19 protein-coding genes and 2 pseudogenes are annotated in these 23133 nt (G+C 60.6%); 13 read left to right on the forward strand and 8 right to left on the reverse strand.

All coding sequences use genetic code 11. The features are described from left to right. Positions 1–225: 225 nt before the first annotated feature. From KHO33_RS01530 to KHO33_RS01560, 7 genes are all read left to right on the forward strand, one after another. On the forward strand, positions 226–2508 hold the full coding sequence (locus KHO33_RS01530) for an FdhF/YdeP family oxidoreductase (protein WP_200561904.1): 2283 nt from the start codon (positions 226–228) through the stop codon (positions 2506–2508). 120 nt (positions 2509–2628) lie between these two features. Next, entirely contained in the window at positions 2629–4017 is a 1389-nt protein-coding gene (locus KHO33_RS01535) for a cytochrome ubiquinol oxidase subunit I (protein ID WP_054035997.1), read from the forward strand. 4 nt (positions 4018–4021) lie between these two features. Continuing rightward, positions 4022–5029 (forward strand): cytochrome d ubiquinol oxidase subunit II, encoded by a 1008-nt coding sequence (gene cydB, locus KHO33_RS01540; protein WP_054035999.1) that lies wholly within the window; start codon positions 4022–4024, stop codon positions 5027–5029. 37 nt (positions 5030–5066) lie between these two features. Beyond that, the gene (locus KHO33_RS01545) at positions 5067–5978 is read left to right on the forward strand and encodes a bestrophin family protein (RefSeq protein WP_054036000.1); all 912 of its coding nucleotides are present in this window, start codon (positions 5067–5069) and stop codon (positions 5976–5978) included. A gap of 238 nt (positions 5979–6216) precedes the next feature. After that, positions 6217–7320 carry a GTP 3',8-cyclase MoaA gene (moaA, locus tag KHO33_RS01550; RefSeq protein ID WP_200561903.1) on the forward strand — a complete coding sequence of 368 codons (1104 nt, stop codon included), beginning with the start codon at positions 6217–6219 and terminating at the stop codon, positions 7318–7320. Between the two features lie 45 nt (positions 7321–7365). Further along, positions 7366–7917 carry a molybdenum cofactor biosynthesis protein MoaE gene (locus KHO33_RS01555; protein WP_128576383.1) on the forward strand — a complete coding sequence of 184 codons (552 nt, stop codon included), beginning with the start codon at positions 7366–7368 and terminating at the stop codon, positions 7915–7917. A 55-nt stretch (positions 7918–7972) separates the two neighbouring features. After that, entirely contained in the window at positions 7973–8230 is a 258-nt protein-coding gene (locus KHO33_RS01560; protein WP_200561902.1) for a MoaD/ThiS family protein, read from the forward strand. A gap of 31 nt (positions 8231–8261) precedes the next feature. On the opposite strand, the gene KHO33_RS01565 is transcribed toward KHO33_RS01560, so the two are convergent. Next, on the reverse strand, positions 8262–9689 hold the full coding sequence (locus tag KHO33_RS01565; protein ID WP_200561901.1) for an aminotransferase-like domain-containing protein: 1428 nt from the start codon (positions 9687–9689) through the stop codon (positions 8262–8264). A 273-nt stretch (positions 9690–9962) separates the two neighbouring features. Here KHO33_RS01565 and KHO33_RS01570 point away from each other — a divergent pair, with 273 nt between their 5' ends. Continuing rightward, positions 9963–10952, forward strand: coding sequence for a LysR family transcriptional regulator (locus KHO33_RS01570; RefSeq protein WP_200561900.1), 990 nt, complete (start codon positions 9963–9965; stop codon positions 10950–10952). 70 nt (positions 10953–11022) lie between these two features. On the opposite strand, the gene KHO33_RS01575 is transcribed toward KHO33_RS01570, so the two are convergent. Together KHO33_RS01575 and KHO33_RS01580 are read right to left on the reverse strand one after the other, a co-directional pair. Next, entirely contained in the window at positions 11023–11826 is an 804-nt protein-coding gene (locus KHO33_RS01575; protein ID WP_200561899.1) for a family 1 encapsulin nanocompartment shell protein, read from the reverse strand. Next, entirely contained in the window at positions 11819–12877 is a 1059-nt protein-coding gene (locus tag KHO33_RS01580) for a Dyp-type peroxidase (RefSeq protein ID WP_200561898.1), read from the reverse strand. The genes KHO33_RS01575 and KHO33_RS01580 overlap by 8 nt, the downstream gene beginning before the upstream one ends. Before the next feature lie 542 nt (positions 12878–13419). Between KHO33_RS01580 and KHO33_RS01585 the strand changes: the two are divergent. The 3 genes and pseudogenes from KHO33_RS01585 to KHO33_RS01595 all read left to right on the forward strand — a co-directional run. Beyond that, a pseudogene (locus KHO33_RS01585) lies at positions 13420–14310 on the forward strand (LysR family transcriptional regulator); the annotation flags it as partial. A gap of 327 nt (positions 14311–14637) precedes the next feature. After that, positions 14638–14889, forward strand: a pseudogene (locus tag KHO33_RS42885) (DUF1269 domain-containing protein); the annotation flags it as partial. 29 nt (positions 14890–14918) lie between these two features. Further along, the gene (locus tag KHO33_RS01595; protein WP_200561897.1) at positions 14919–15353 is read left to right on the forward strand and encodes an ester cyclase; all 435 of its coding nucleotides are present in this window, start codon (positions 14919–14921) and stop codon (positions 15351–15353) included. A gap of 50 nt (positions 15354–15403) precedes the next feature. On the opposite strand, the gene KHO33_RS01600 is transcribed toward KHO33_RS01595, so the two are convergent. From KHO33_RS01600 to KHO33_RS01620, 5 genes are all read right to left on the reverse strand, one after another. Then, positions 15404–15547, reverse strand: a complete 144-nt coding sequence (locus tag KHO33_RS01600) for a hypothetical protein (RefSeq protein ID WP_200561896.1) — start codon at positions 15545–15547, stop codon at positions 15404–15406. Positions 15548–15719: 172 nt separating this feature from the next. Next, positions 15720–16796: a porin gene (locus tag KHO33_RS01605; RefSeq protein ID WP_200561895.1), complete on the reverse strand. Its 1077-nt coding sequence runs from the start codon at positions 16794–16796 to the stop codon at positions 15720–15722. 80 nt (positions 16797–16876) lie between these two features. Further along, on the reverse strand, positions 16877–17944 hold the full coding sequence (locus KHO33_RS01610) for an ABC transporter ATP-binding protein (RefSeq protein WP_054036008.1): 1068 nt from the start codon (positions 17942–17944) through the stop codon (positions 16877–16879). Then, on the reverse strand, positions 17937–19706 hold the full coding sequence (locus KHO33_RS01615) for an ABC transporter permease (RefSeq protein WP_200561894.1): 1770 nt from the start codon (positions 19704–19706) through the stop codon (positions 17937–17939). Before KHO33_RS01615 ends, KHO33_RS01610 begins: the two co-directional genes overlap by 8 nt. A 100-nt stretch (positions 19707–19806) precedes the next feature. Next, a complete protein-coding gene (locus tag KHO33_RS01620) occupies positions 19807–20895 on the reverse strand; it encodes an ABC transporter substrate-binding protein (protein WP_200561893.1) in 1089 nt (362 codons plus the stop codon). Positions 20896–21034: 139 nt separating this feature from the next. Between KHO33_RS01620 and KHO33_RS01625 the strand changes: the two genes are divergently transcribed. Together KHO33_RS01625 and KHO33_RS01630 are read left to right on the forward strand one after the other, a co-directional pair. Further along, positions 21035–21706, forward strand: coding sequence for a response regulator (locus KHO33_RS01625; RefSeq protein ID WP_054036101.1), 672 nt, complete (start codon positions 21035–21037; stop codon positions 21704–21706). Next, positions 21703–23121, forward strand: coding sequence for a sensor histidine kinase (locus KHO33_RS01630; RefSeq protein WP_200561892.1), 1419 nt, complete (start codon positions 21703–21705; stop codon positions 23119–23121). The genes KHO33_RS01625 and KHO33_RS01630 overlap by 4 nt, the downstream gene beginning before the upstream one ends. Positions 23122–23133 lie beyond the last annotated feature (12 nt).

A 23133-nucleotide genomic window follows, 5' to 3' on the forward strand; every position in this document is an offset into this window, starting at 1 on the left:
CTACGTCATTGCCGACGGTGTGCGGGGTCCCAGCCTGGGCGATACAGGCGGTGTGACCGCACACGTACTGTGTGTACTGTGCACGCCGGCCGCGGGTCGATCTGTACCTTTCGCAGCGTATCAACCCAGCTAGACTGAATCCGTATCCACGCTTTATGCCGCGATGCGACGTATCCTCAATCCGGATGGCTATCAGGCATCCTAATGAAGGCCATGGAGTTTCAAATGACCACACGACGCGAAGTGCCTGGAATCCGACCGTATGACGGACCCGCTGGCGGCTGGGGCGCGCTCCGCGCGACAGCCCAGGCTGTCCGAACCCAAATGGAAAGCATCGAGGCGCCGATCACATTGATGCGGACCAATCAGCCTGATGGCTTCGATTGTCCGGGTTGCGCCTGGCCGGACAAGGAGCACAAGTCCACGTTCCAGTTCTGCGAGAACGGCGCCAAAGCGGTCACATGGGAAGCGACGACCAAGCGGGTGACGCCGGAGTTCTTCGAGAACAATACGGTGTCGTCGCTGCTGCAACGAACGGATTACGAACTGGAGGATCTAGGCCGGTTGACGCATCCGCTCGTCTACGACCGCGCCACCGACAAATTCCGGGCGGTTGAATGGGAGGACGCATTTGCTCGCATTGGTGAAGTGCTGCGCGGCTTGTCCTCGCCCGACGAAGCCGAGTTTTATACCTCAGGCAGAGCGTCGAACGAGGCCGCCTACCTCTTTCAGTTGTTTGCGCGAGAATATGGCACCAACAATTTCCCGGATTGCTCGAACATGTGCCACGAGCCAACCAGCGTTGGCTTGCCCCAGTCGATCGGGATCGGCAAAGGCACGGTATCGCTGGATGATTTCGACAAGACCGAACTCATTCTCTCTATCGGGCACAACCCGGGCACGAATCATCCCCGCATGATGGGGACACTCCACGAATGCTCGCGGCGCAACGTGCCGATCATCGTGTTCAATCCGCTGCGCGAGCGCGCGCTGGAGCGTTTCGCCGATCCGCAGAGCGTTTTCGAAATGGCGACCTTCGCGTCCACCCGAATTGCGTCGACCTATTTTCAGCTCGATGCCGGTGGAGATGCCGCCGCGCTCAAAGGCATCATGAAGGCGCTCCTGCAGATGGACGCGGAACAGGGCAATACGGTTCTAGACCACGAGTTCATTGCCACGCATACCCAGGGGTTCGACGCGTTTGCCGCCGATCTGGAAGCGACGTCATGGGACGATATCGAAAAGGCCAGTGGACTCACGCGCGAGGATATCGACGAGGTTGCGATTGCCTATGCAAAATCGAATGCGACGATTGTCACGTATGGCATGGGTGTTACCCAGCACAACAAAGGCACCGCCAATGTTCGTCTGATTGCGGATTTGTTGTTATTGCGCGGCAACATCGGCAAGCCCGGCGCAGGCATCTGTCCGCTGCGCGGGCATTCCAACGTGCAGGGGAATCGTACGGTGGGTATCACCGAAAAACCGTCCGCTACCTTCCTCAAGCAGATCGAAAATGTATTCGGCTTCACGCCGCCAGCGGCGCACGGACACGATGCTGTCCAGGCGATGCAGGCGATGATCGACGGTACGGCCAAGGCCCTGATTTGCCTGGGTGGAAACTTCGCGGTTGCGTTACCCGATTCCGAGCAGTGCTTTCCGGCAATGGGCAAGCTTGATCTGAGCGTTCATCTCGGTACCAAGCTCAATCGTTCGCACCTGCTGGTGGCAAAGGAAACGTACGTGCTGCCTGTTGTGGGACGCACGGAACTGGATATCCAGGCGACCGGCCGGCAATCCATTACGGTCGAGGATTCCATGTCGATGGTCCACGCTTCTTCAGGCAAGCTGAAGCCTGCTTCCGAACACTTGCTCTCCGAACCGGCGATCGTCGCCGGTATTGCGAAAGCTGCGTTGCCGAACAGTAAGGTGGCATGGTCGGATCTGGTTGCCGACTACGACAAGATTCGGGACCTGATCGAACAAACTGTGCCGGGATTCGAGGCATTCAATGCCCGAATCAGGGTGCCCGGAGGATTCCGTATGCCGCTTCCTCCGACCGAACGCGTGTGGCCCACGCCGTCAGGCAAGGCGATGTTCTCGGTGTACGGCGGGGTGAAGGAAGATGCAGACGTTTTCGGCGCTGAAAATGTGCTGCGACTCATCACGATCCGCAGCCATGACCAGTACAACACAACCATCTACGCCATGGACGATCGTTACCGGGGCGTGTTCGGCCGGCGTGACGTGCTGTTTATGAACGAAGACGATCTTGCCGCACGTGGACTCGAGCACGGCGATCTGGTCGACATTGAAACGATTTCAGCGGGCAGGCAGCGAAGCTTGAAGAAAATAACGGTAATTGCTTATAACATCGCACCGGGTTCAGTGGCGGCATACTATCCTGAAGCGAATGTACTGGTGCCGCTCGACTTCATCGATAAGGAGAGCGGCACGCCTTCGTACAAGTCTGTTCCGGTTCATGTTGTGCGCTCGGCACAAGCCTGACTTTGAGCGATGACGGGTCGATCAACCGGACCTACGCGTCCAGTTGACCGGCCTGCAGGATAGCGGGCGTGAACGCCGTTTTACGCAAATGCGGTTGTCACCTGGAGCCATTGATCAATTATGGAAATCTTCGATGCATTCCACCTTGCCAGGTTGCAGTTTGCGTTTACGGTTTCATTTCACATTATTTTTCCCGCGATCAGTATCGGCATGGCGAGTTTCCTCGCGGTGCTGGAATGGCGCTGGCTGCTCACCGGCGACGTTGCCTACAAGGAGATGTTCCAGTTCTGGTCGAAGATCTTCGCGGTCGGCTTCGGTATGGGGGTGGTCTCGGGCGTGGTGATGGCTTACGAGTTCGGCACCAACTGGAGTGGCTTTTCCAGCGTGGCCGGCAACGTCACGGGGCCGCTTCTGACTTACGAAGTGCTGACCGCATTCTTTCTCGAGGCGGGTTTTCTCGGCGTCATGCTGTTTGGCTGGCAACGCGTCAGTCCACGCGCGCACTTCTTTGCCACGCTGATGGTTGCGGTGGGCACGCTCATTTCCACGTTCTGGATTCTCGCGTCGAATAGCTTCATGCAGACGCCGCAAGGATTCGCTGTCGAGAACGGCCGGATCGTACCGGTCGACTGGATGAAGGTGATTTTCAATCCTTCGTTTCCGTATCGCCTCGCGCATATGACGATTGCCGCGTTCATCGTCGCGGGCTTCATCGTTGCCGCGTGCGGTGCGTGGCATCTGTTGCAGGGCCGGCGCGACAAACCCGTTACGCGTAGTTTTTCGATGGCGCTGTGGATTCTGCTTTTCCTGACGCCGATACAGATTTTCGTCGGCGATGCGCACGGACTCAACACGCGCAAATATCAGCCGGCCAAGATCGCGGCAATCGAAGGCCTATGGGAAACCGAGCACGGCGGTACCGCGCTCAACCTGGTCGGCCTGCCCGACATGGATGCGGAAGTGACGCGATACACGATCCAGATACCGCATCTGGGCAGCCTGATTCTGACGCACAGTTGGGATGGCGAGATTCGCGGCCTGAAAGAGTTTCCGCCCGAGGACCGTCCGTATTCGCCGATCGTATTCTGGACTTTCCGGATCATGGCGGGTCTCGGCATGTTGATGCTATTGACCGCGCTGCTTGGTCTGCTGCTCAGAGTGCGTGGCCGTCTCTACGAGACACGCTGGTATCAGCGTTTCGTCCTGTGCATGGGGCCTTCCGGAATCCTCGCGCTATTGGCGGGGTGGGTAACGACCGAGGTCGGCCGTCAACCGTGGACGGTCTACGGTGTCCTGCGCACAGTGGACTCTGTCTCGCCGGTCAGTTCCCAGCAGGTCGGCGTTTCCTTGCTGATTTTTGTGCTGGTGTATTTCCTCGTGTTCGGCATGGGCTTCTACTACATGATGAAGATGATGAAGCGCGGACCTGAAGAGCACGTCGAGCGCCGCGATTCACGCCGACATCCGGTCCTGCGTAATCGTCCGTTGGACGCACTGGAAGGGGAGTGACGCCATGCAAATCGATCTTCCTGTTGTGTGGGCCGCGATCATCGGACTCGGCGTTTTTATCTACGTGATGCTGGACGGCTTCGATCTCGGCATTGGCCTGCTGTTTCCGTTTTTCGAGGAAAAGGGCGACCGGCAAGTGATGCTCAATACCATCGCGCCGGTCTGGGACGGTAACGAGACATTCCTCGTGCTTGGCGGCGCCGGGCTTTACGGGGCGTTCCCGGTGGTCTATTCGACGCTGCTGCCGGCGAACTATCTCCCGCTGATCCTGATGGTGATCGGCCTGATCTTCCGCGGGGCGGCCTTCGAACTGCGCGCCAAGGCCGTCAGGACCCAGCATGCGTGGGACCTCGCCTTCATTGGCGGTTCCGCGCTCGCGGGGCTCTGCCAGGGCATCGTGCTGGGGTCGCTGCTGCAGGGCATCAAGATCGTCGATGGCCGCTTTGCCGGCGGCGCGTTCGACTGGCTCTCGCCGTTCAGCCTGTTCTGCGGAATCGGCGTCCTTACCACGTATGCGACGCTAGGTTGCGGCTGGCTTGTCCTGAAGACGGATGGCGAATTGCAGCGCAAGATGCGCGACGTGATGCGGCCGCTCGTGAGCATCCTGCTCGGGGTGATGGTCGTCGTGAGTCTATGGACGGTAATCGGCTTGCCGGCGGTCGCACATCGCTGGTTCGGAAGCGGCAATCTCGGCTGGTTCCTGCCGGTGCCGATTCTTGTCGTCGCCTGTGTGTGGGGCGTCTTCCGTTCGCTTCGCCAGAAGCACGAGGCGACGCCGTTCCTGCTCACGCTCGCGCTGTGCTTTCTCGGCTATAGCGGCCTGCTCATCAGCATCTGGCCGAACATCGTTCCGCCGTCGCTGACGATCTGGGAAGCCTCGTCGAGCCACTCGAGCCAGTTGTTTGCGCTGGTCGGCACGGTGATCGTGCTGCCGATCATCCTTGTCTACAACGTCATGCAGTATCGCGTGTTCCGGGGCAAGGTGCGCGAAGGGGATGCCGGTTACCACTGAGGGTGACGGCGCAGTCTGACCATTAGAAGAGCACATTATGATTGTGAGGCCAGGGCAGAACTGGTTCCGGCTGCTGTTTGTCTGGAACGGTTCCGTGTTGCAGTCGATTATTCCGCAGTTGGTTTTTATGGCCGCGGTCAGCAGTCTTGCTGTCGTGACGCAAGGGCGCATTTTCGGCGAGAAGATCCCACTTAATACGGCTCCGTTCACATTATTCGGCCTGGCGCTTGCGATCTTCCTGGCGTTCCGCAATAACGCGAGTTACGAGCGGTTCAATGAGGCGCGTCATCTTTGGGGCAGCATCCTGATCTCGGCGCGCGCGTTGACTTCGCAGATGCTGTGTTACGTGCCGCGGAGCGATCACCACGTTCAAATGGCTCATACGCTGATTGCGAGTGTGTACGCGTTGAAGCATCAACTGCGCGGGACCGACCCGACTTCCGATCTCGTTCGCTTTCTCGGACGCACGCGCACAGAGGCATTGCAGCACACCTGCTACAAACCGACCGCGCTGCTCAATGAGCTTCGTCGCGACTTTGCCGATCTGCAAGTTCGGGCCTTGATGTCGGATACCCAGCTCTGGATGCTGGACGCGCAGATCAACGAATTGGGAAAGACGGTGGGAGGGTGTGAACGGATCGCATCGACGCCCATTCCATTTGCCTACAGTGTGTTGCTGCACCGCACCGTCTATGCCTATTGCGTTTTGCTGCCGTTCGGTCTGGTCGATTCGACGGAGTTCTTCACACCGCTTCTTTGCGTTTTCATTTCCTATACGCTCATTGCGCTCGAAGCGATCGCTAGCGAAGTCGCCGAGCCTTTTACAGTCGCGCCGAATGCGCTGGCGCTTGATGCTATGACCCGCAACATCGAACGATCGATTCTCGAGCTTTGCGGCTGCGAACTTCCCGAAGAGGTCGTACCGGTGCGCGCGTACCAGTTGACTTAGGGTGCGCTCTTCGACGCATCCTTGCACAGCTTGCTCAGCAGGATGTGCGTCAGCCTCGCCGTCGCACCCGATACGGCGCGCGAACTGTGCTCCTGAAATTCGGCACAGACTGTGCGTCCCGAGGGCGGCCCCGACGCACTATCCTGCCAGCAGGTCATTGACGGACCGGCGGCCGTCCCGGTCAGACAAGGTCGACTGCCGCCAACGCCACATCCCGCCGCCCACCTTCGGATAGATCGTGAACATCGTCCACCAGCCCATACTCGCCGACACAGAATCCCGCCATGGCGTATCCGCCGGTGCTGTCACGACTACGCTCGACACGCTTGATCGTCCACTGCGGGACTTACGCCTGTCCGTCATCGATCAATGCAATTTCCGCTGTACGTACTGCATGCCGCGGGAGACCTTTGGCGCAGACTACCGCTTCCTGCCGTCTTCGGAACGCCTGTCGTTCGAACAGATGGTCAAGCTCGCGAAAGCGTTCGCGCTGCTCGGGGTCGAGAAAATCCGCATCACGGGCGGCGAGCCGCTCCTGCGGCGTGGACTCGAATCCCTGATCGAGCAACTCGCGAAACTGACCACACCCGGCGGCAAACCGCTGGAGCTCGCGCTGACGACAAATGGCTCCCTGCTTGCCGCAAAGGCGCGTTCGTTGCGTGACGCCGGCCTCGGTCGCGTGACGGTGAGCCTCGACGCGGTGGACGATGCCATATTCCGCCGGATGAGTGACGTCGACATGCCTGTGTCGCAGATCCTGGATGGGATCGAGGCCGCGCGCGCGGTGGGACTTGACCCGGTTAAGGTCAACGCCGTTATCGAGCGAGGTGTCAACGACAGCCAGATCCTCCCGCTCGTGCGGCAGTTCAAGGGCACCGGCGTGGCCGTGCGCTTCATCGAATTCATGGACGTTGGCGGCGCGGGCGGCTGGTCGAACACGAAAGTGATCACGGCGCGCGAGACGCGTGACATCGTCGGATCGGCGTTTCCTCTCGTTCCTGTCGTGGTTCGTGAACAGACGGGCACCGCCGTCAACTATCGCCATGCCGACGGCACAGGCGAAGTCGGCTTCATCGCGAGCGTATCCCAGCCGTTCTGCGGGTCGTGTTCGCGCGCCCGTGTATCGGCCGACGGTCAACTTTATTCCTGTCTTTTCGCCACACATGGCACGGACCTTAAGGCCTGGCTCACTGAGGCCGCTTCAGTCGAGCAACTGGCTGGCGTCGTGCGCAGCCGGTGGACCCAGCGCGACGATCGCTACTCCGAGCTCCGTTCGACACCGCGCAGGTCAGGATCGGGGAAAGCCTATCCCACGGTCCGCATGTCGCTGGTCGGCGGTTGAGGCCTGACGAGTCCTTGCGAAGCAGACACAGACCGGAGTTCTGCCATGACCACACCGTCGCCCAGCGATCGCGTACAGCTTGACGCGGCGCATGCCGGCAAGCGTGCAAGCGATCCTGCGCTTGTTCAGGCCACCATCGCGTCGGGCTTCGAAGTGCGGGTCCAGCTTCAGCCGATCGACATCCAGTCGGAGATCATGCCGGTCACGCGCAATCCCAACGTGGGCGCCATCGTGAACTTCCTCGGCGTGGTGCGTCATTGCGGCGATTTCGACGACGTGGTCGCACTCGAGCTTGAGCACTATCCGGGGATGACCGAGCAGTCGTTCAGCAGCATCGTCGAAGAAGCCATCGCACGATGGCACCTGGAGGCGGTGAAGATCGTGCATCGGGTGGGCCACGTCGCGCTTGGCGAGGCGGTGGTGCTCGTCGTGGTCGCCGCGCCGCATCGCAGGGCGGCATTCGACGCGTGCGAATTCCTGATGGACTTCCTGAAAGCCCATGCACCGCTGTGGAAGAAGGAAATCCGCCGTGACGGCGAAGTCAGATGGGTCGAGGCCAAGACGCGCGACGAACAGGCGATGCTGCGGTGGGGTTGATGCGCGATTCGCTCAGATCATGCGCCCACATCGCGCAGGCAACAGGAACAAACGAATGAAACTCACCATCAGATACTTCGCTAGCGTTCGCGAACAACTCGGCATCTCGCAGGAGATCGTGCACGTAGACGCGCTCGAACTTCCCGTTGACTCCCTGCGGGTCAGGCTCGCGTCGAGAGACGAGCGGATGGCCGAGGCCCTGCGCGTGGGCCGGCCGCTTCGCACAGCCGTCAATCACGAGATGGTCGCCGACACCTTTGTCGTACGCGAGGACAGCGAAATCGCGTTCTTTCCGCCGGTGACGGGGGGCTGAGGTTCCTGCCTTCAAGATCCCAATCGAGCCGCTACCTGGCGCACATCGCGACGAGCTTGCCCACAGTAATCACCGCCTGTTCGATCTCGCTTGACCAAGGACTGCTGTAATTGAGGCGGATGAAGTTCCGATAGGTCGTCTCCGAGACCGAAAACATGTAGCCCGGTCCGATGGTGATACCTTGCTCGAGCGCGAGGTTATAGAGCCGCATGGCATCGACCTTGGGCGGCAGCTCGATCCACAGCACATATCCGCCGGCGGGGTTGGACATGCGGGTGCCTTCAGGAAAGAAACGCGAGACGGTCGCCTTCATCAGATTGGCCTGCTGCGCATACGCTCTGCGAACCCTTCGCAGATGATGCTCATAGCCATCGCGCTCGAGGAATTCCGCAATCGCCATTTGCGGAATCGACGGAGAGGTCAGCGTATTCAGGAACTTGAGTTTCTCCACCTGATCGCGATATCGGCCCGGCAGCGCCCAGCCAATCCGGTAGGCTGCCGTGAGGGTCTTCGAAAACGACCCGCAGTGCAGCACCAGCCCCTTCGTGTCGAATGACTTCAACGTGCTGGGGTGCGTGTTGTCATAGTGAAGCTCGTTGTAGACCCCGTTCTCGATGACCGGAATGTCCTGCTTCGTGAGGAATTCCACGAGTTCGCGCTTGCGTTCGTCGGGCATCAGAAAACCCAGCGGATTCTGGAAGTTCGGCATGACCATGCAGGCCGTGATGGTCTGCGACTCCACGATGGCGGCGAGCGCTTCGATATCGATGCCATGCTCCGGATGCGTCGACACCTCGATCGCTTTCATGCCCATCCGTTCGATCGCATGGAGCATCGCGTAGAACGTCGGTGACTCGACCGCGATCACGTCGCCGGGCTTCGCGACCGCTTGCAGGCACAGATTGATCGCTTCAGTCGCGCCGACCGTGATGATGATCTCGTTCGGATCGACGGCCATGCCGTTCTCGAGGTAGCGCCGCGCGATCTGGCGCACAAGGGCCGCATTGCCGGGCGGCAGCGCGTCGGTCACGCCCCAGCGCGTCTTGCCGCGTCCCGCGTCGTAGGCGTAGCGATTGATCCTTTCGAAGGGAAAGAGGCCAGGGTCGGGGTAGGGCGAACCGAGCGGCACGGCATCGTCGACACCGATCGAGCGCAAGGTGGACAGCACCAGCCGGCTGACGTCGACCGGCGACGAAATCGGAATCGGCTTCGATGGCCGGAGTTCGAGCGTCTTGCGTTCACCCCCGTCACCCCGGAAGTTGACGAAATAGCCCGACTGAGGCCTCGCCGTCAGCAAGCCACGGCTTTCGAGCAGCAAATAGGCGCGGATGACAGTCGTCACGCTGAGCCGATGCTGCTGGCTGGTCTGCCGTACCGATGGGAGGCGTTCGCCATGCGCGTACACGCCTTGCCGGATCAGCTTCTCGATGTCATCGGCCAGCTTCTCGTAGAGATTCATCGGACGATTCCCTTAGCGTTCCGCAGCGGCACGTTGTATCGGCCTCTCCGCCGGCCTGCATGCGCTCGCCTCGCCATGCCGCCGCCCGGTGCAGGGAGCGTAGCAGAACTGTACTGACCCGAGTCGGCCCGATGTGTGCACTCAGCGACTGATAGCCCGGCCTTAACCTGTTCTCCATCGAATACGCATTGCCAGGCTGCCTCGCAGGGGCCTTTCGATGCGTAAAAACTGGTTCGAATCACGCGAGATCGGTACAAAGGGAGGTTGGGCACTATGAATCTGCTAGAAGCCATGCGGATTTACGTCAGGGTGGTTGAGCGCGAGAGTATTTCCGGCGCGGCACGGGACCTCAATATTGGGCAGCCGGCCACAAGCGAACGTATCGAGCGGCTGGAGAAATACCTCGGCTGCCGGCTCCTGCTCCGTAGCGCACGCGCTTTCAATTGCACGCCCGAAGGCGTCACGTTCTACGAGCGTAGCAAAGCGATTCTGCTCGCCGTGGAGCAGGCGGTCGCGGAAGTGTCGAACGACGCGCAGGATCTCAAGGGAACGATCCGCATCGCGGCGCCTCATTGCTTTGGCGAGACGGTCGTGCCGGAAGCATTGACCCTGGTGCGCGCAGCCTATCCGCAACTGGATCTGGAACTGGTCCTGAACGACAGGATCGTCGACCTGGTGACGGAAGGTGTCGATATTTCGTTTCGTCTTGGGCAACTTGGCGAAGGGGCGTTCATTGCCCGTCAGTTGGGGCAGGTTGGGCGTGTTCTCGTCGCCGCGCCAGGCTACTTGCGTCAGCATGGTTCGATCACCGACCCGTCTGAACTGGTCAAGCATCCGTTCATTCGGGTCCAGGGCATGTTCGGCACCGATCAATTGCCGCTCAGGCACATGGCGAACATCGTGGAGAGCGCGTCGATCCGTACCGCAATCAAGACCAGTCATTGGCGGCCGATGTATGAAATGATTCTGTCCGGCGCCGGCATCGGGGTGCTGGAAGAGCCGGCATGCGTCGATGCACTTGCAGAGGGCAGGCTCGTGCGCATACTGCCGGAATTCGAGGTGCTGCCCTTCGACCTGAACGTACTGATTCAGGCGCAACGTCCGGTGCCGCCACGGGTACGGATGATGGTGACGATGTTGAGAAAGTGCACGTCGGAAATCCTCGAGAGGGCGCGCGTCGACTACGGCGAAGTGACGAGTCGCCTGGAAGTAGTTCCCGGCGATGATGTGTCCGCACTTCTAACGCCATCGTTGCGGGCCTGAACGTGCAACGATGGCCGATGCCGGGAGATCTGGCAACCCCCGGCAACCGATAGCAGGAATCGGAAGGCGCTTACTCTGCCTGCGTCAACGACACCGACGCTTCGCTCGTCAGCATCATGAATGTCAGCGTCTCGCACAGATAGAGGCGCACTACGGTATCGGTATGGCTCACGTATCCGATCGACAGTTCTTCGCCAAGATGTAACTCGAAGTCGCCGCCACGCGTGGACAGCACGCTGCCGCCGGCAAGCGCGGGCGCCCAGATGATGTCCCCGTTCACGATGCGCTTGATGTGCTCGATCACCGGATAGCCCTGATCGCGCGCCTCGCCGAGCGCTGTATATGCGTCGGCCCCGAGCAGCACGGAATAGGGCCCGTCGACGCCGGCAAGCCGCAGCTCCTCAAGCGCGTTGCTGATTGTGTTCGGATAATCGCTGACGTCGGCCGGCAGCGTGAGCGACGGATTCGACGAGCCTTCGCGAAGCCCGCCAATGCCTGCAGCCTTATATCCATCGAAAATCGCGCGATCTTCGGCATAGGCGAGCTGCTTGGCTGCTTCCTTTGCGGGCTGCCAGTCGGCATCTTTCGCACCGCGCACGACGCTGTCGATCGCTTCGCGCTGCAGCTCGAACGGCACGGTCAACTGAACGAGGCTCTTCACCTCAGCCAGCTTCGCCACGACGCCCTGCTGCGGCGCGGCGATTGCGATCTGATGCCCCGTGCCGACGCCGGACAGTTCGGTTCCGCCAGGACCCTTGACATCGACCACTCGACGGCCGGCGACGCTGCGCTTGAACGTGCGAGCCACTTCGTCTTCGAGCTGCGACCAGGCGGCACGGGAGATGGGGGCAAGCTCGCGATGCAGATTATTCATGTTGAGAGATTCCCTTGAGAGAGCCAATATTCAGCGAGCCGTCGTGACGCGGCTCGGCGGATGAAGACGGTTCGGACGGTTGCTCGACAACGGCGGCGGCCGCTTGCGGATCGCGATCTGCGAGCGCCTCGAGCAAGGTGGCCGAGGGGATGAAGAAGAGGTTGCCCGTGACCGCGCGGCTGTAATCGAGCAGCCGGTCGTAGTTGCCCGGTGGCCGCCCGACGAACATGTTTTCCATCATCTGCTCGATAGGCTCGGGCGAACGCGCATAACCGATAAAGTAGGTGCCGAACTCGCCCATGCCGGGGCGGCCGAACGGCATGTTGTCGCGGAGGATTTTCACTTCCTCGCCGTTCGCGGTGATCGTGGTGAGCGAGCTGTGTGAGCATGACGGTTTGACCGCTTCGTCGAGCTCGATATCGGCCAGTTTCGTGCGGCCGATAATGCGCTCCTGGGTCTCGACGGAAAGCGCGTTCCAGCCGGTCATGTCGTGCAGGTACTTCTGCACGATGACATAACTGCCGGCCTCGAACTCCGGGTCCTCGTCACCGATGCGGGTGAAATCGACGGCCTCACGACCCTGCGGATTCTCGGTGCCGTCGACAAAGCCCACCATACTGCGCAGATCGAAGTTGCGAAAACCGTGGACTTCCTCGATGACCGAGACTGCCGTACCGAGCCGTCCTGTCAGCTGGGTGGCGAGCTCGAAGCAGAGATCCATCTGATCCGCGCGGATGTGCAGCAGGATGTCCCCCGGCGTACTCACCGCGCGGCGTTCGCCTGCTCCGAATTCGCGGAACGGATGCAGGCTCGCCGGGCGCGGGACGCCGAACAAGGTGTCCCACACGTCGGAGCCAAAGCCGACCACGCACGACAGATTACCGGAGGGGACGCGCTTGCCGACCGAGCGCACCAGGGCGGCAACGTCCCCGCACCACGCCCGCACCTGTTCCGCGGGCTCCTGGCCGGGCGCGAGGGTCGCGACGATGAAGATCGCGCTACGTGTGATGTCATTACAGACGGCTTGCGATTCTGGGGTGTCTTTGGGCATCGGATTGAATATTGATGAACCGTTATTGATTCCGGGAATGGAGCGAATGTCTTTCCGCCTTCGCGATCATCTGTCTAAGGCGCGCGCAAATTTTTCGTCCGGATGAATGAAGTACGTGTGCTGCAGCAGTCGCCGCAAGTACACATTAAGCGTTGCTTCGTCATCAGGAGGTGCGCAGATATACGTGACATTGTCGATGTTCAACTATGCGTCCAGAGATGTTATACCGCCCAGGCACATTATGGAAACAGTGCAAAGGATCGGGCTGAGTCCGAATGCTGCATCCCGAAGCCAGACGGGCGACCCAATTGCGTTTTGCATGCTGGCTGGCCGGCAAGGTACCAAGCGGCGTCAGGCGAGATCATGTGCCGATAAGGTTCGACATTGTTTTGTCGTAAATCTCTGTTTCTCATTCGATACTTCATATCGGACCTGACGGCCTTTTATTCTCCTGCCATATCGTTACCATCCGTTCAAGGCTGTCTATCGCAGCAAGAAAGGCTGCGCCAGATAATTCGCATTGCGAATGGAGGTGGGGTGCGGTGAATCTGCTCGAAGCCATGCGCATCTACGTCAGGGTGGTTGAGCGTGGGAGTATCTCCGGCGCGGCACGGGACCTCAATATCGGACAGCCGGCCGCGAGCGAACGCATCGAGCGGCTGGAGAAGTACCTTGGCTGCCGGCTCCTGCGCCGTAGCGCACGCGCTTTCAATCGCACGCCCGAAGGCGTCACCTTCTACAACTGTAGCAAGAGGATTCTGCACGCCGTGGAACAGGCGGTCGCTGAGGTGTCGAGCGACGAGCAGGGTCTCAAGGGAACGATTCGCATCGCGGCGCCCCATTGCTTTGGCGAGACGGTCGTGCCGGAAGCGTTGACGCTGGTGCGGACAAGCTATCCACAGCTGGATCTGGAACTGGTCCTGAACGACCGGATCGTGGACCTCGTGACGGAGGGCGTCGATATTTCGTTTCGTCTTGGGCAACTCGGGGAAGGGGCGTTCATTGCCCGTCAACTGGGGCAGGTTGGGCGCGTTCTTGTTGCCGCGCCAGGCTATCTCAGCCAGCACGGTCCGATCACCGAGCCATCTGAGCTGGTCAAGCATCCGTTCATTCGGGTTCAGAGCATGTTCGGCACCGATCAGTTGCCGCTCAGGCACATGGCGACCGTTGTGGAGAGCGCGCCGATCCGTACTGCGGTCAGGACCAGTCATTGGCGGCCCATGTATGAAATGATTCTTTCGGGCGCCGGCATCGGAGTGCTGGAAGAGCCGGCCTGTGTCGATGCGCTCGCAGTGGGCAGGCTGGTCCGAATCCTGCCGGAATTCGAGCTGCCGCCATTCGAACTGAATCTCCTGAGTCAGACCCAACGCCAGATACCCATGCGGGTACAACTGATTGTGACGATGCTAAACCACTGCACGCCGGAAATCCTCGGCAGAGCGCGCGCCGAGGTCAAAGCTCACTTCGGCCGATACCATGAATCGGAAATAAACAAGTGGCACGCGATGCGAAAATCACTATCTTTGATAGACAACGTAGCCGAGTCAAGGAGCTATCAAATGGCACAACAGTTGATCGTCGCGGTTTTCGACAGTGTGGACGTCGCCGAAAGAGCCGGTCGGGATTTCCGGAATTTTGAGGAAAAAGACCTTGGTTTCAAAATCGAAAGTGGCGTGCTGGTTCAAAAGGACGCAACAGGTAAGCTGATCCTGCTCGACAAGCAAACCCGGCCGTTTTGGGGCACAGTGATCGGTGCGCTAACGGGCGGTTTGATCGGGATGCTTGGTGGACCGGCAGGGGCGCTACTTGGCTTAACGATAGGGGCGAGCGGTGGACTGGCTGAGCATGCGATCAAGGAGACGTTCGACGACGACCTGGTCGCATCGATATCCGGCAAACTGACCCCTGGCCACGTGGCATTCATCCTCGAGGCGCAAGAGGCGTCACCGTTTGAAGTCGACAACATCGTGCTCGGTTATGGCGGGAGCGTCTTTCGCAAACCACTTGCCTGACCGGGTGCATTCTTCAGGAGTAACCGGACATGGCCGTATCTGCGGATGAAGCTATCACCCGTGAAGCAATTGAAGGGCTCTATCGCGCCTTCGAGCAGAAAAGCGTCGCGTTGTTACGAAAGGTCGTTACCCCTGATTGGGAATATATTCCCGAGCCCGCTGGGGCGGCGCCGGGACCTGACCAGATGGTTCAAATATTCGCGAACATCGCCACAGCACTGCCGGATATGAAAATCACCATTCTCGACGTGTTGATTCATGGAGACCGGGTGGGCGTTCGCGCAGAGATCACGGGCACCCAAACCGGGACGCTACTGGGCATTGCTGCCAGTTCCAAACACATCAGTTTCGCGATTCACTCTTTCCATCAGATGCGCGGAAATCTGATTGCGAAGACGTGGCATCTCGAAGACTGGCTATCGGTGTTCCGGCAACTTGGACAGTTGCCACCAGCGCTTGAGTAATCTTGAGTTGCGCGAGGGCGGACGCATAAGCGCTGGGGAAGATGCCGATGCTAGTGATGCATGGCTGCAGCGACGAGAAGGTGAAACGGAAGCACGAGTAGTGCCGTCCCGCCGACGCCAAGCAGCCACAATGCAACGAACCACAGCAGACCGTGGCGAGGCGTCTTACGGGTATCACGGCTTGCCTGTGACATGGCATGGCTCCTGTCGGCGAGTGCTCCGTTTGTCTGATCCATTCTAGGTGAATGGACTGCCCGAATCCATCTAAAAGCAAACGAGCGAGGCGCGCCGAAGGATTGACCTTCGCCGCGCCTCGCTCCGCTTTGGATGCCTGCACGCCTCTATGCGTTATCCGTTCATGATGCGTCAGAACCGGTGCTGAATCCCCGCCGTGACACCCGCTTGCGTATCCGCCGCGCCAGTCAGATCGCGCGACAGGCTGACCGCGTTGTCATGCTTGGCCATCGCATAACCGCCCGCCATATACAGCACCGTCCGCTTCGACAATGCGTATTGCGCGCGCAGCGAGAACAGCGTCGGATCGGCGTCGCTCGCATCCTTGATGTCCTGATGGAAGACCGCGGCAAACAGCGAGAAGAACGGCGTCACATCGTATTGGCCGCCGACCCAGTACATATCGCTGCGCAAGGTCGGCGCGGCGGTGTGGAAGGTGCGCCGATAGTTGCGATAACCGGCCATGGCCTTCACCGTGCCGAAGTCGTAGCTCAAACCTGCGTGGATGCCTTGAATGTAGTTGGTGGTATCTGCAGGCGTCACGCTGTCGTTCGCACCGTTCTGCCGGTCGAAGGTGGCGACGGCTGCAAACGGACCGTTCTCGTAGCCGAGACCGAAGTCGTACTTGGAGCTCGACTTCATGCTGCCCGGTACGTTGCCGAAGCCGTACATAGCGCCGAACTTGAAGCCGGCATACGTGCCGTCATAGCGCACGGCGTTAGCCGAGCGCGAGAACAAGCCATCCTTGCGACCGCCGGTAGCGGTGGATGACGTCGCCCACGAGTAGTTCGGCGCGTAACCCATCGGGTCGAACTGCAACATGTAGTCGTAAGTGGTCGTGAAATTGCGGCCGAGCGTGATTTGCCCGAAGCGGTTTTTCAGGCCGATCGTGGCGCGGCGGTCGAAGATTGCGCCGGGACCGTCGTCGAACTGGCCGTTCGCGACGTTGATGCCGCTCTCCAACTGGAAGACCGCCTTCAGTCCGCCGCCAAGATCCTCGACGCCACGCAGGCCCCAGCGCGAGGTGTTCTTACCGCCCGAGACGAGACGCGTGGCGCCGCCGTCCTTGCTCGCATGATTCACATATTCGACGCCCGCATCGACGATACCGTACAAGGTCACGCTCGATTGCGCATGCGCCGTTGCTGCAAATCCAGCGAGGCCGGCGCACGTCACGCCGAGGGTCGCCTTTGTCATGCTCCACTTCATCAACAGTCTCCTGTGCTTGGTTTATTCACTTCGGTTGGGGATACGGTGTGGCCGGGTCCATCAGCACGTTTGAATTCACTTCAGCTCGCCTGTGCGAAGGCCCAGCAGTCGTTGGCGGGGAACTCGATCCAGTGACGCCCGGCTGCGCGCGGCACATGGCCGAAGGCGCGCAGGCGCAGATCGCCGCAATGGAACAGGTATTCCCAGCGGTCGCCGAGATACATCGACGTGATGAGGTCGGCCTCGAGGCGGTTTGCGCCTGGGCCATCGGCGACCTGCACGCGCTCGAGGCGAATCACGGCCTGCGCGTTTTGCCCGGTGGTGAGCGCTTCGCGCGCCTGGGCTTGCAATTGCCAGCCGTCGCCGGCCAGCGTCACGCGTTCGCCGTCGACCGCGGCAACGCGCGCGTCGATCCGGTTATTGCTGCCCATGAATTCGGCGGTATAGAGCGAGCGGGGCGCGCCATACAGTTCAGCGGGCGTGCCTTCCTGTTCGATGCGGCCATTGCGCAGTAGCAGGATGCGGTCGGACATCGCCATCGCTTCGGTCTGGTCGTGCGTGACGCACAACGCGGACAGGCCGAGCGATACGATCAGTTCGCGCAACCAGGCGCGCGCTTCTTCACGCAGCTTGGCGTCGAGATTCGACAGCGGTTCGTCGAGCAGAATGACGGGCGGGTTGTAGACCAGCGCCCGCGCAATCGCCACACGCTGTTGCTGGCCGCCGGAAAGCTGATACGGATAACGCGCGGCGAGATGACCCAGGCCGAGCTGGTCGAGTGCAGACTGCACTCGTTTCTTTTGCTCAGCGCTCGATACGCGCCGCAATTTCAATCCATAGCCCACGTTGTCCGCCACCGTGCGATGCGGCCACAGCGCATATGACTGAAACACCAACCCAAGCGAGCGTTGTTCGACCGGCAGATCGACTTTGGAAGCACCGTCAAAAAACACCTTGCCGTCCAGTTCGATACGGCCCGAGGAAGGTTGTTCAAGTCCCGCGACCGCGCGCAGCAGGGTGGTTTTGCCGCTGCCCGATGCGCCCAGCAGGCACACCACTTCGCCGGGATTCAGTTCGAACGACACGCCCTTCAGGATCGGGTTGTCGCCATAGCTGAGAAACAGATTGTCGACCGAGAGCTTATCCATGCAATTTCACTCCGAAGCGCAGGGCGACGCCGAGTCCGACGCCGACCATCGCGATGTTGATGACAGAAAGCGCCGCGACCTGATCGACCGCGCCGGTCGCCCACAGCGACACGAGTAGCGCGCCGATCACTTCCGTGCCGGGCGAGAGCAGATAGACGGCGGTCGAGTATTCGCGCTCGAAGATCATAAAGATCAGCAGCCATGCCGCGAGCAGACCGAAGCGCACGAGCGGCAGCGTCACGTCAAGACTGACGCGCGCGCGGGTGCCGCCGACGCTGCGTCCCGCTTCTTCGAGTTCGGGGCCGACTTGCAGCAGCGCGCTTTGAATCAGGCGCATGCCGTACGCGAGCCACACGACGGTGTACGCGATCCAGATGCTCCACATGGAGTTCTTCAATTCCTTCAGGCCGGGCACGAAGAGGAAGATCCACAGGAAGGCAAGACCCGCGAGCAGGCCGGGCACTGCGCGCGGCAGCAGCACGAGGTAATCGAGCAGGCGCGTGGCCCAGTCGTTGCGGCGATGGCCGGCAAATGCAACCAGCGAATAGAAGCCCACTGCCAGCGCGCCACCGAGCACGCCGATGCCGAGCGTATTGAGAATCGCGCGGACCAGGTTGTCCTGTTCGAACAGTTCGGTGAAGTTGGCGAGCGTCAGCACTTCGGCGAGATTCACGCCTTCGCCCCAGTTGGTGACGAACGCGCGCAGCGTGATGCCGGAGAGCGGCACGAACACCGTGAGCAGCAGCCACAGCGCGACGATTGCCAGCGCAACCCAGCGCCATGCGCCGAGCGGCAGCACGGTCTGACGTCCCGCCTTACCCTTGACCGTGACGAAGCGGTTCGCGCTCTTCAGCAGACGTCGCTGCAACAGCACGAGCGGGAACGTGATTGCCACGATGCATACGGCAACCGCGGCCATCAGGTGATACGAAGGCACGCCGAGCTTGTTGGTGAGCTTGTACAGATACGTCGCCAGCACGAGGTGACCTTCGGGGTCACCGAGTACGAGCGGCAGGCCGAACACTTCGAAGCCGAGGAAGAACACCAGCACGCCGGCGAACAGCAAGGCGGGCAACGTCATCGGCAGACTGACGTCGAGCGCGACACGGAACGGTCGCGCACCGGCGACACGCGCCGCTTCTTCGACGTCCGAGCCGAGATTACGCAGCGCCGCTGACGAATACAGATACACGTGCGGCACATGCGTGAGGCCGACGATGATCGTGATCGCAAGAATCGAGTACACGCTCCATGGCGCTTCGGCGGCGCCGAACAGTTCCTTCCACCAGACCGAATAGAAGCCGACCGGACCGGCCGCGACCACATAGCCGAATGCGAGCACCATTGGCGAAACGAATACAGGGGTGAGCAGCAGCGGTTCGAGCCAGCGGCGGCCCGGCAGGTCAGTGCGCACCATCAGGAACGCGAGAATGCCGCCGAGCGGGATCGAGATGAACAGCATCCCGGCCGCGATGACGAAAGAGTTCTTCAGCGCGGACCAGAAATCGGGGTCGCTGAAAATGAATTCGAAGCCGGCAAGACCGAGCGTGCGTTTGGCGTCGAAGAACGGCGCGTTCAGCACGCTCTGGAACAGAATGAAGCCGAGCGGCAGCGCCACCGCGACGGTCAGCACCGCGATGACGAGCCAGCGCAGCAGCCCCGCGAACGGCTGCAGACCGCCGCGCGGCAGCGCACCTATCGGAGCGCCGTCGGCCGCGAGAGGTGGTGCATCGCGGTGTCCGGTCGCGCTAGTGGAAAGCATGAGTGTCCCCCTGCAGCGTGAAAGCCGCATATCGACAGGTAGTGAAGGAAGGCGTGGCGTCCGCGCGTTTCAGCGTGGACGCCGTCAGGTCAGCCGAGGCTTAGCGCTTGATCGACTGCTGCCATTGCTTGAGGAATTCAAGCCGCTTGGACTGGTCGAGATAAACCAGCAGGCCGGAGCCGATCGGGATCGGTTTGAGCGAGTCGCCAAGCTGTTTCGTGAGGCCGGCCATCGACGTTTCGCCTTCGACGTCCGCGCGAATCGAGAACAGGCTCGCCTGGTTCGCGAGCAAGGTCTGACCGCGTTGCGACAGCAGGTAGTCGACCCACAGCTTCGCCGCGTTCGGGCTTTGCGCTTTCTTCGAAATTGTCACGAGGCGGCTCACCACTAGCGTGTAGTCCTTCGGATAGACGTAGCCGATCGACGGGTCCTTCTTCGCTTTGGTGAGCGCGTAGGAGCCGAGAATGTTGTAGCCGATCAGGTTTTCGCCCGAAGAAATGCGCTCCATCATCGCGCCGGTACTCGATTGCAGTTTCGGGCCGGTTGCGCCCATTGCTTTCACGAGGTCCCACGTGACTTGCGGATTGACGCGCGCGTCTTGCGTCAGATAGTTGAAGCCGACGCCGGATTTTTCGATGTCGTAAGTCGTGACCTTGCCCTTGAACTGATCGGGCTTGCTTTGCAGCAGCTTGATCAGATCGGCGCGGGTTTGCGGCACTTCGCCCGCGGCCAGAAGGCGCTTGTTGTAGACGATCGCAAGCGGCTCGTACGTGGTGCCGTACGCCTGCTTCTGGTACTGCGCCCATTGCGGCAACTGCTTCGCTTCGGGCGATTCGTAACTGGCCATCAGGCCGTCGTTGACGAGCTTGACCTGCAGGTCCATCGCCGAGCTCCACAGCACGTCGGCGCTGGTGCTGCTGGCTGCATTTTCGCTGATGTAGCGGTTGTACAGCTCGGTGCTGTTCATGTCGTTGTATTCGACCTTGATGCCATACAAGCTTTCAAAATCCTTGACGAGCGGGCGCACGAGGGCCGTGTCCGTGACCGAATACACGATCAGCTTGCCTTCCTTCTTTGCACCGTCGACGGTGGCCTGGTAATCACTGGGATAGCCGGCCGGAAAGGCCGCCCATGCTGAGTTTGCGGCGAATGCAACGGCTACGGCGAGATACTTCAAAGAGATTTGCACGTCTTCCTCCAGAAAACATTGTGTTTGTTTTGTGTAGGCGAATGGTAAGAGACGCGTGCTTTCTGAATGCTTTCAGTTTTCGAGGAAAATGCGTCACAATGGTCGAATTCGCCTCATGGATTTCCCTGGGATTCTGTTTATGCGTGTGCTGCTCGTCGAAGACAATCCGATCCTTTCCCGCTCGCTAACCGATGCGCTGACCAGCGCGAAACTCACGGTTGATTGCATGCACGACGGCGAATCCGCCGACCATGTTTTGCGCACGCAAGACTACGCGCTGGTGATTCTCGATATCGGTTTGCCGAAGCTCGACGGTCTCGAAGTGCTGAGGCGTCTGCGCGCGCGGCGCAACGCGGTGCCGGTGTTGATGCTGACCGCACACGGTTCGGTGGAAGAGCGTGTACGCGGGCTCGATCTCGGCGCGGACGATTACCTGGCCAAACCCTTTGCGCTTACCGAACTCGAAGCGCGTGCGAGGGCGCTGCTGCGCCGCAGTCACGGCCAGGAACCGCTGCATGCGCAATGCGGCACGCTGCTTTACGACAGCGTCGACCGCGGCTTCACGCTTGGCGGCGAGCCGCTTGCATTGACCCCGCGCGAGCGTTCGGTGCTCGAGGTGTTGATCCTGCGTAACGGCCGCGCGATCAACAAGGACACGCTCTCGGAGAAAATCTTTGGGCTCGATGAATCGGTGAATGCCGATGCCATCGAAATCTATGTGCATCGTCTACGCAAGAAACTCGAGCGCAGTTCGGTCGGCATCGTGACGCTGCGCGGGCTCGGCTATCTGCTGGAAGCGAAAGACGCATGACGCGGCCGAATCTGCGCGTTCGCGTCGCGCTCTGGTTGTTGCTGCCGCTGCTTCTGCTGCTGGCCTTCGATGCATGGCTCACTTATCAGCGCGCAATGAACGCGGCGCATGCGGCCTTCGATCGCACGTTGGAGTTTTCGCTGCGGTCGATACGTGACGGTATCCGTTTGCGTGACGCTCAGATCGAAGTCGATCTGCCGTATCTCGCGCTGGAGATGTTCGAATCCAACGGCGGCGGCAACATCTACTATCAGATCCGCGAGGAGGGCGGCCGGGTAGTGACCGGCTATCCGGATCTGCCGCCGGGTACGAAGGCGCTTGCCGAGCCTTACAGTGTGCAGTTTTACGACGACGTGTTTCGCGGACGTCCGTTACGCATCGCGATGCTGAGATTGCCGGTCCACGATGTGCCGTCAGCGCAGACGCGTGTGGTGCTCGTGCGGGTCGGCGAAACGATCGAGCAGCGCCAGGCGTTGGCACGCGAGATTCTGATCGGCTCACTGCAACAGGAATTCCTGCTGGTGGTGCTCGCGCTCGGCATCGTGTGGCTGGGAGTGGCGCGCGGCTTGCGGCCGCTGAACCGCCTGTCGGCGAAAGTTGCCGCGCGTGCCGAGGACGATCCAACGCCGCTCGATACGGTGGACCTACCGAGTGAAGTCGCGCCGCTGGTCGATTCGATCAATCAGTACATCGGCCGCACGCAGTTGATGCAGTTATCGCGCCGGCGATTTTTTAACGACGCCGCGCATCAGTTGAAGACGCCGCTTGCGGTCATTCAGGCGGAGTCAGAGCTGGCGTTGCGCGATATCGATGGCGGTGATGAACCCTCGAACGGTAGTGGTCGGCAAGGCGTGCATTTGCGGCGGCTGAATCGCGCGGTGCAGCAGGCGGTGCGTATCGTGCAGCAATTGCTGTCACTCTCGCGGCTCGATGCGGACAGCGGGTATACGGTCAAGCATGCCGCCGTGCCGCTGCACAAAGTGGCGCGCAGCGTGACGCTTGACTGGTCGCCGGTGGCGCGCTCGCGTGGTATCGATCTCGGCTTCGAACAGGACGCGCGTGTCGACGTGATGGGCCAGACCGATCTGCTCGCGGAACTGGTCGGCAATCTGATCGACAACGCGATCCGTTATTCGGGGGATGGCGCGGTGATTACCGTACGCGTTGCATGCGAAGCTGAGCAACCGTTGCTGCAGGTGATCGATAACGGGCCGGGGATTGCCGTCGGCGAACGCGATGCGGTGTTCGAGCGGTTCTATCGCAGCGAAGCGACGCAATTGGTCGAGGGTAGCGGGCTGGGTTTATCGATCGTGCGGGAAATCACGCGCGTGCATGGCGCGGTGATTGCATTGAGCGATGCGCCCGGCGGTGGGCTGGTAGTTAGCGTGCTGTTTCCGGCGTTAAAGTCCGCGTGACGAGCATGTTGC

Origin of the sequence: Paraburkholderia nemoris (genome assembly GCF_905221015.1) — a bacterium.
GTDB classification, from domain to species: Bacteria; Pseudomonadota; Gammaproteobacteria; order Burkholderiales; family Burkholderiaceae; genus Paraburkholderia; species Paraburkholderia nemoris.

Excerpts from the sequence above, each read along its gene's own strand:
- KHO33_RS01530 (WP_200561904.1), top strand. The coding sequence starts at position 226 with ATGACCACACGACGCGAAGTGCCTGGAATCCGACCGTATGACGGACCC.
- KHO33_RS01565 (WP_200561901.1), bottom strand. The coding sequence starts at position 9,689 with ATGAATCTCTACGAGAAGCTGGCCGATGACATCGAGAAGCTGATCCGG.
- KHO33_RS01610 (WP_054036008.1), bottom strand. The coding sequence starts at position 17,944 with ATGGATAAGCTCTCGGTCGACAATCTGTTTCTCAGCTATGGCGACAAC.
- KHO33_RS01595 (WP_200561897.1), top strand. The coding sequence starts at position 14,919 with ATGGCCGTATCTGCGGATGAAGCTATCACCCGTGAAGCAATTGAAGGG.
- cydB (WP_054035999.1), top strand. The coding sequence starts at position 4,022 with ATGCAAATCGATCTTCCTGTTGTGTGGGCCGCGATCATCGGACTCGGC.
- KHO33_RS01605 (WP_200561895.1), bottom strand. The coding sequence starts at position 16,796 with ATGAAGTGGAGCATGACAAAGGCGACCCTCGGCGTGACGTGCGCCGGC.
- KHO33_RS01625 (WP_054036101.1), top strand. The coding sequence starts at position 21,035 with ATGCGTGTGCTGCTCGTCGAAGACAATCCGATCCTTTCCCGCTCGCTA.
- KHO33_RS01630 (WP_200561892.1), top strand. The coding sequence starts at position 21,703 with ATGACGCGGCCGAATCTGCGCGTTCGCGTCGCGCTCTGGTTGTTGCTG.
- KHO33_RS01560 (WP_200561902.1), top strand. The coding sequence starts at position 7,973 with ATGAAACTCACCATCAGATACTTCGCTAGCGTTCGCGAACAACTCGGC.
- KHO33_RS01535 (WP_054035997.1), top strand. The coding sequence starts at position 2,629 with ATGGAAATCTTCGATGCATTCCACCTTGCCAGGTTGCAGTTTGCGTTT.
- KHO33_RS01615 (WP_200561894.1), bottom strand. The coding sequence starts at position 19,706 with ATGCTTTCCACTAGCGCGACCGGACACCGCGATGCACCACCTCTCGCG.
- KHO33_RS01580 (WP_200561898.1), bottom strand. The coding sequence starts at position 12,877 with ATGCCCAAAGACACCCCAGAATCGCAAGCCGTCTGTAATGACATCACA.
- KHO33_RS01555 (WP_128576383.1), top strand. The coding sequence starts at position 7,366 with ATGACCACACCGTCGCCCAGCGATCGCGTACAGCTTGACGCGGCGCAT.
- KHO33_RS01600 (WP_200561896.1), bottom strand. The coding sequence starts at position 15,547 with ATGTCACAGGCAAGCCGTGATACCCGTAAGACGCCTCGCCACGGTCTG.
- KHO33_RS01545 (WP_054036000.1), top strand. The coding sequence starts at position 5,067 with ATGATTGTGAGGCCAGGGCAGAACTGGTTCCGGCTGCTGTTTGTCTGG.
- KHO33_RS01570 (WP_200561900.1), top strand. The coding sequence starts at position 9,963 with ATGAATCTGCTAGAAGCCATGCGGATTTACGTCAGGGTGGTTGAGCGC.
- KHO33_RS01575 (WP_200561899.1), bottom strand. The coding sequence starts at position 11,826 with ATGAATAATCTGCATCGCGAGCTTGCCCCCATCTCCCGTGCCGCCTGG.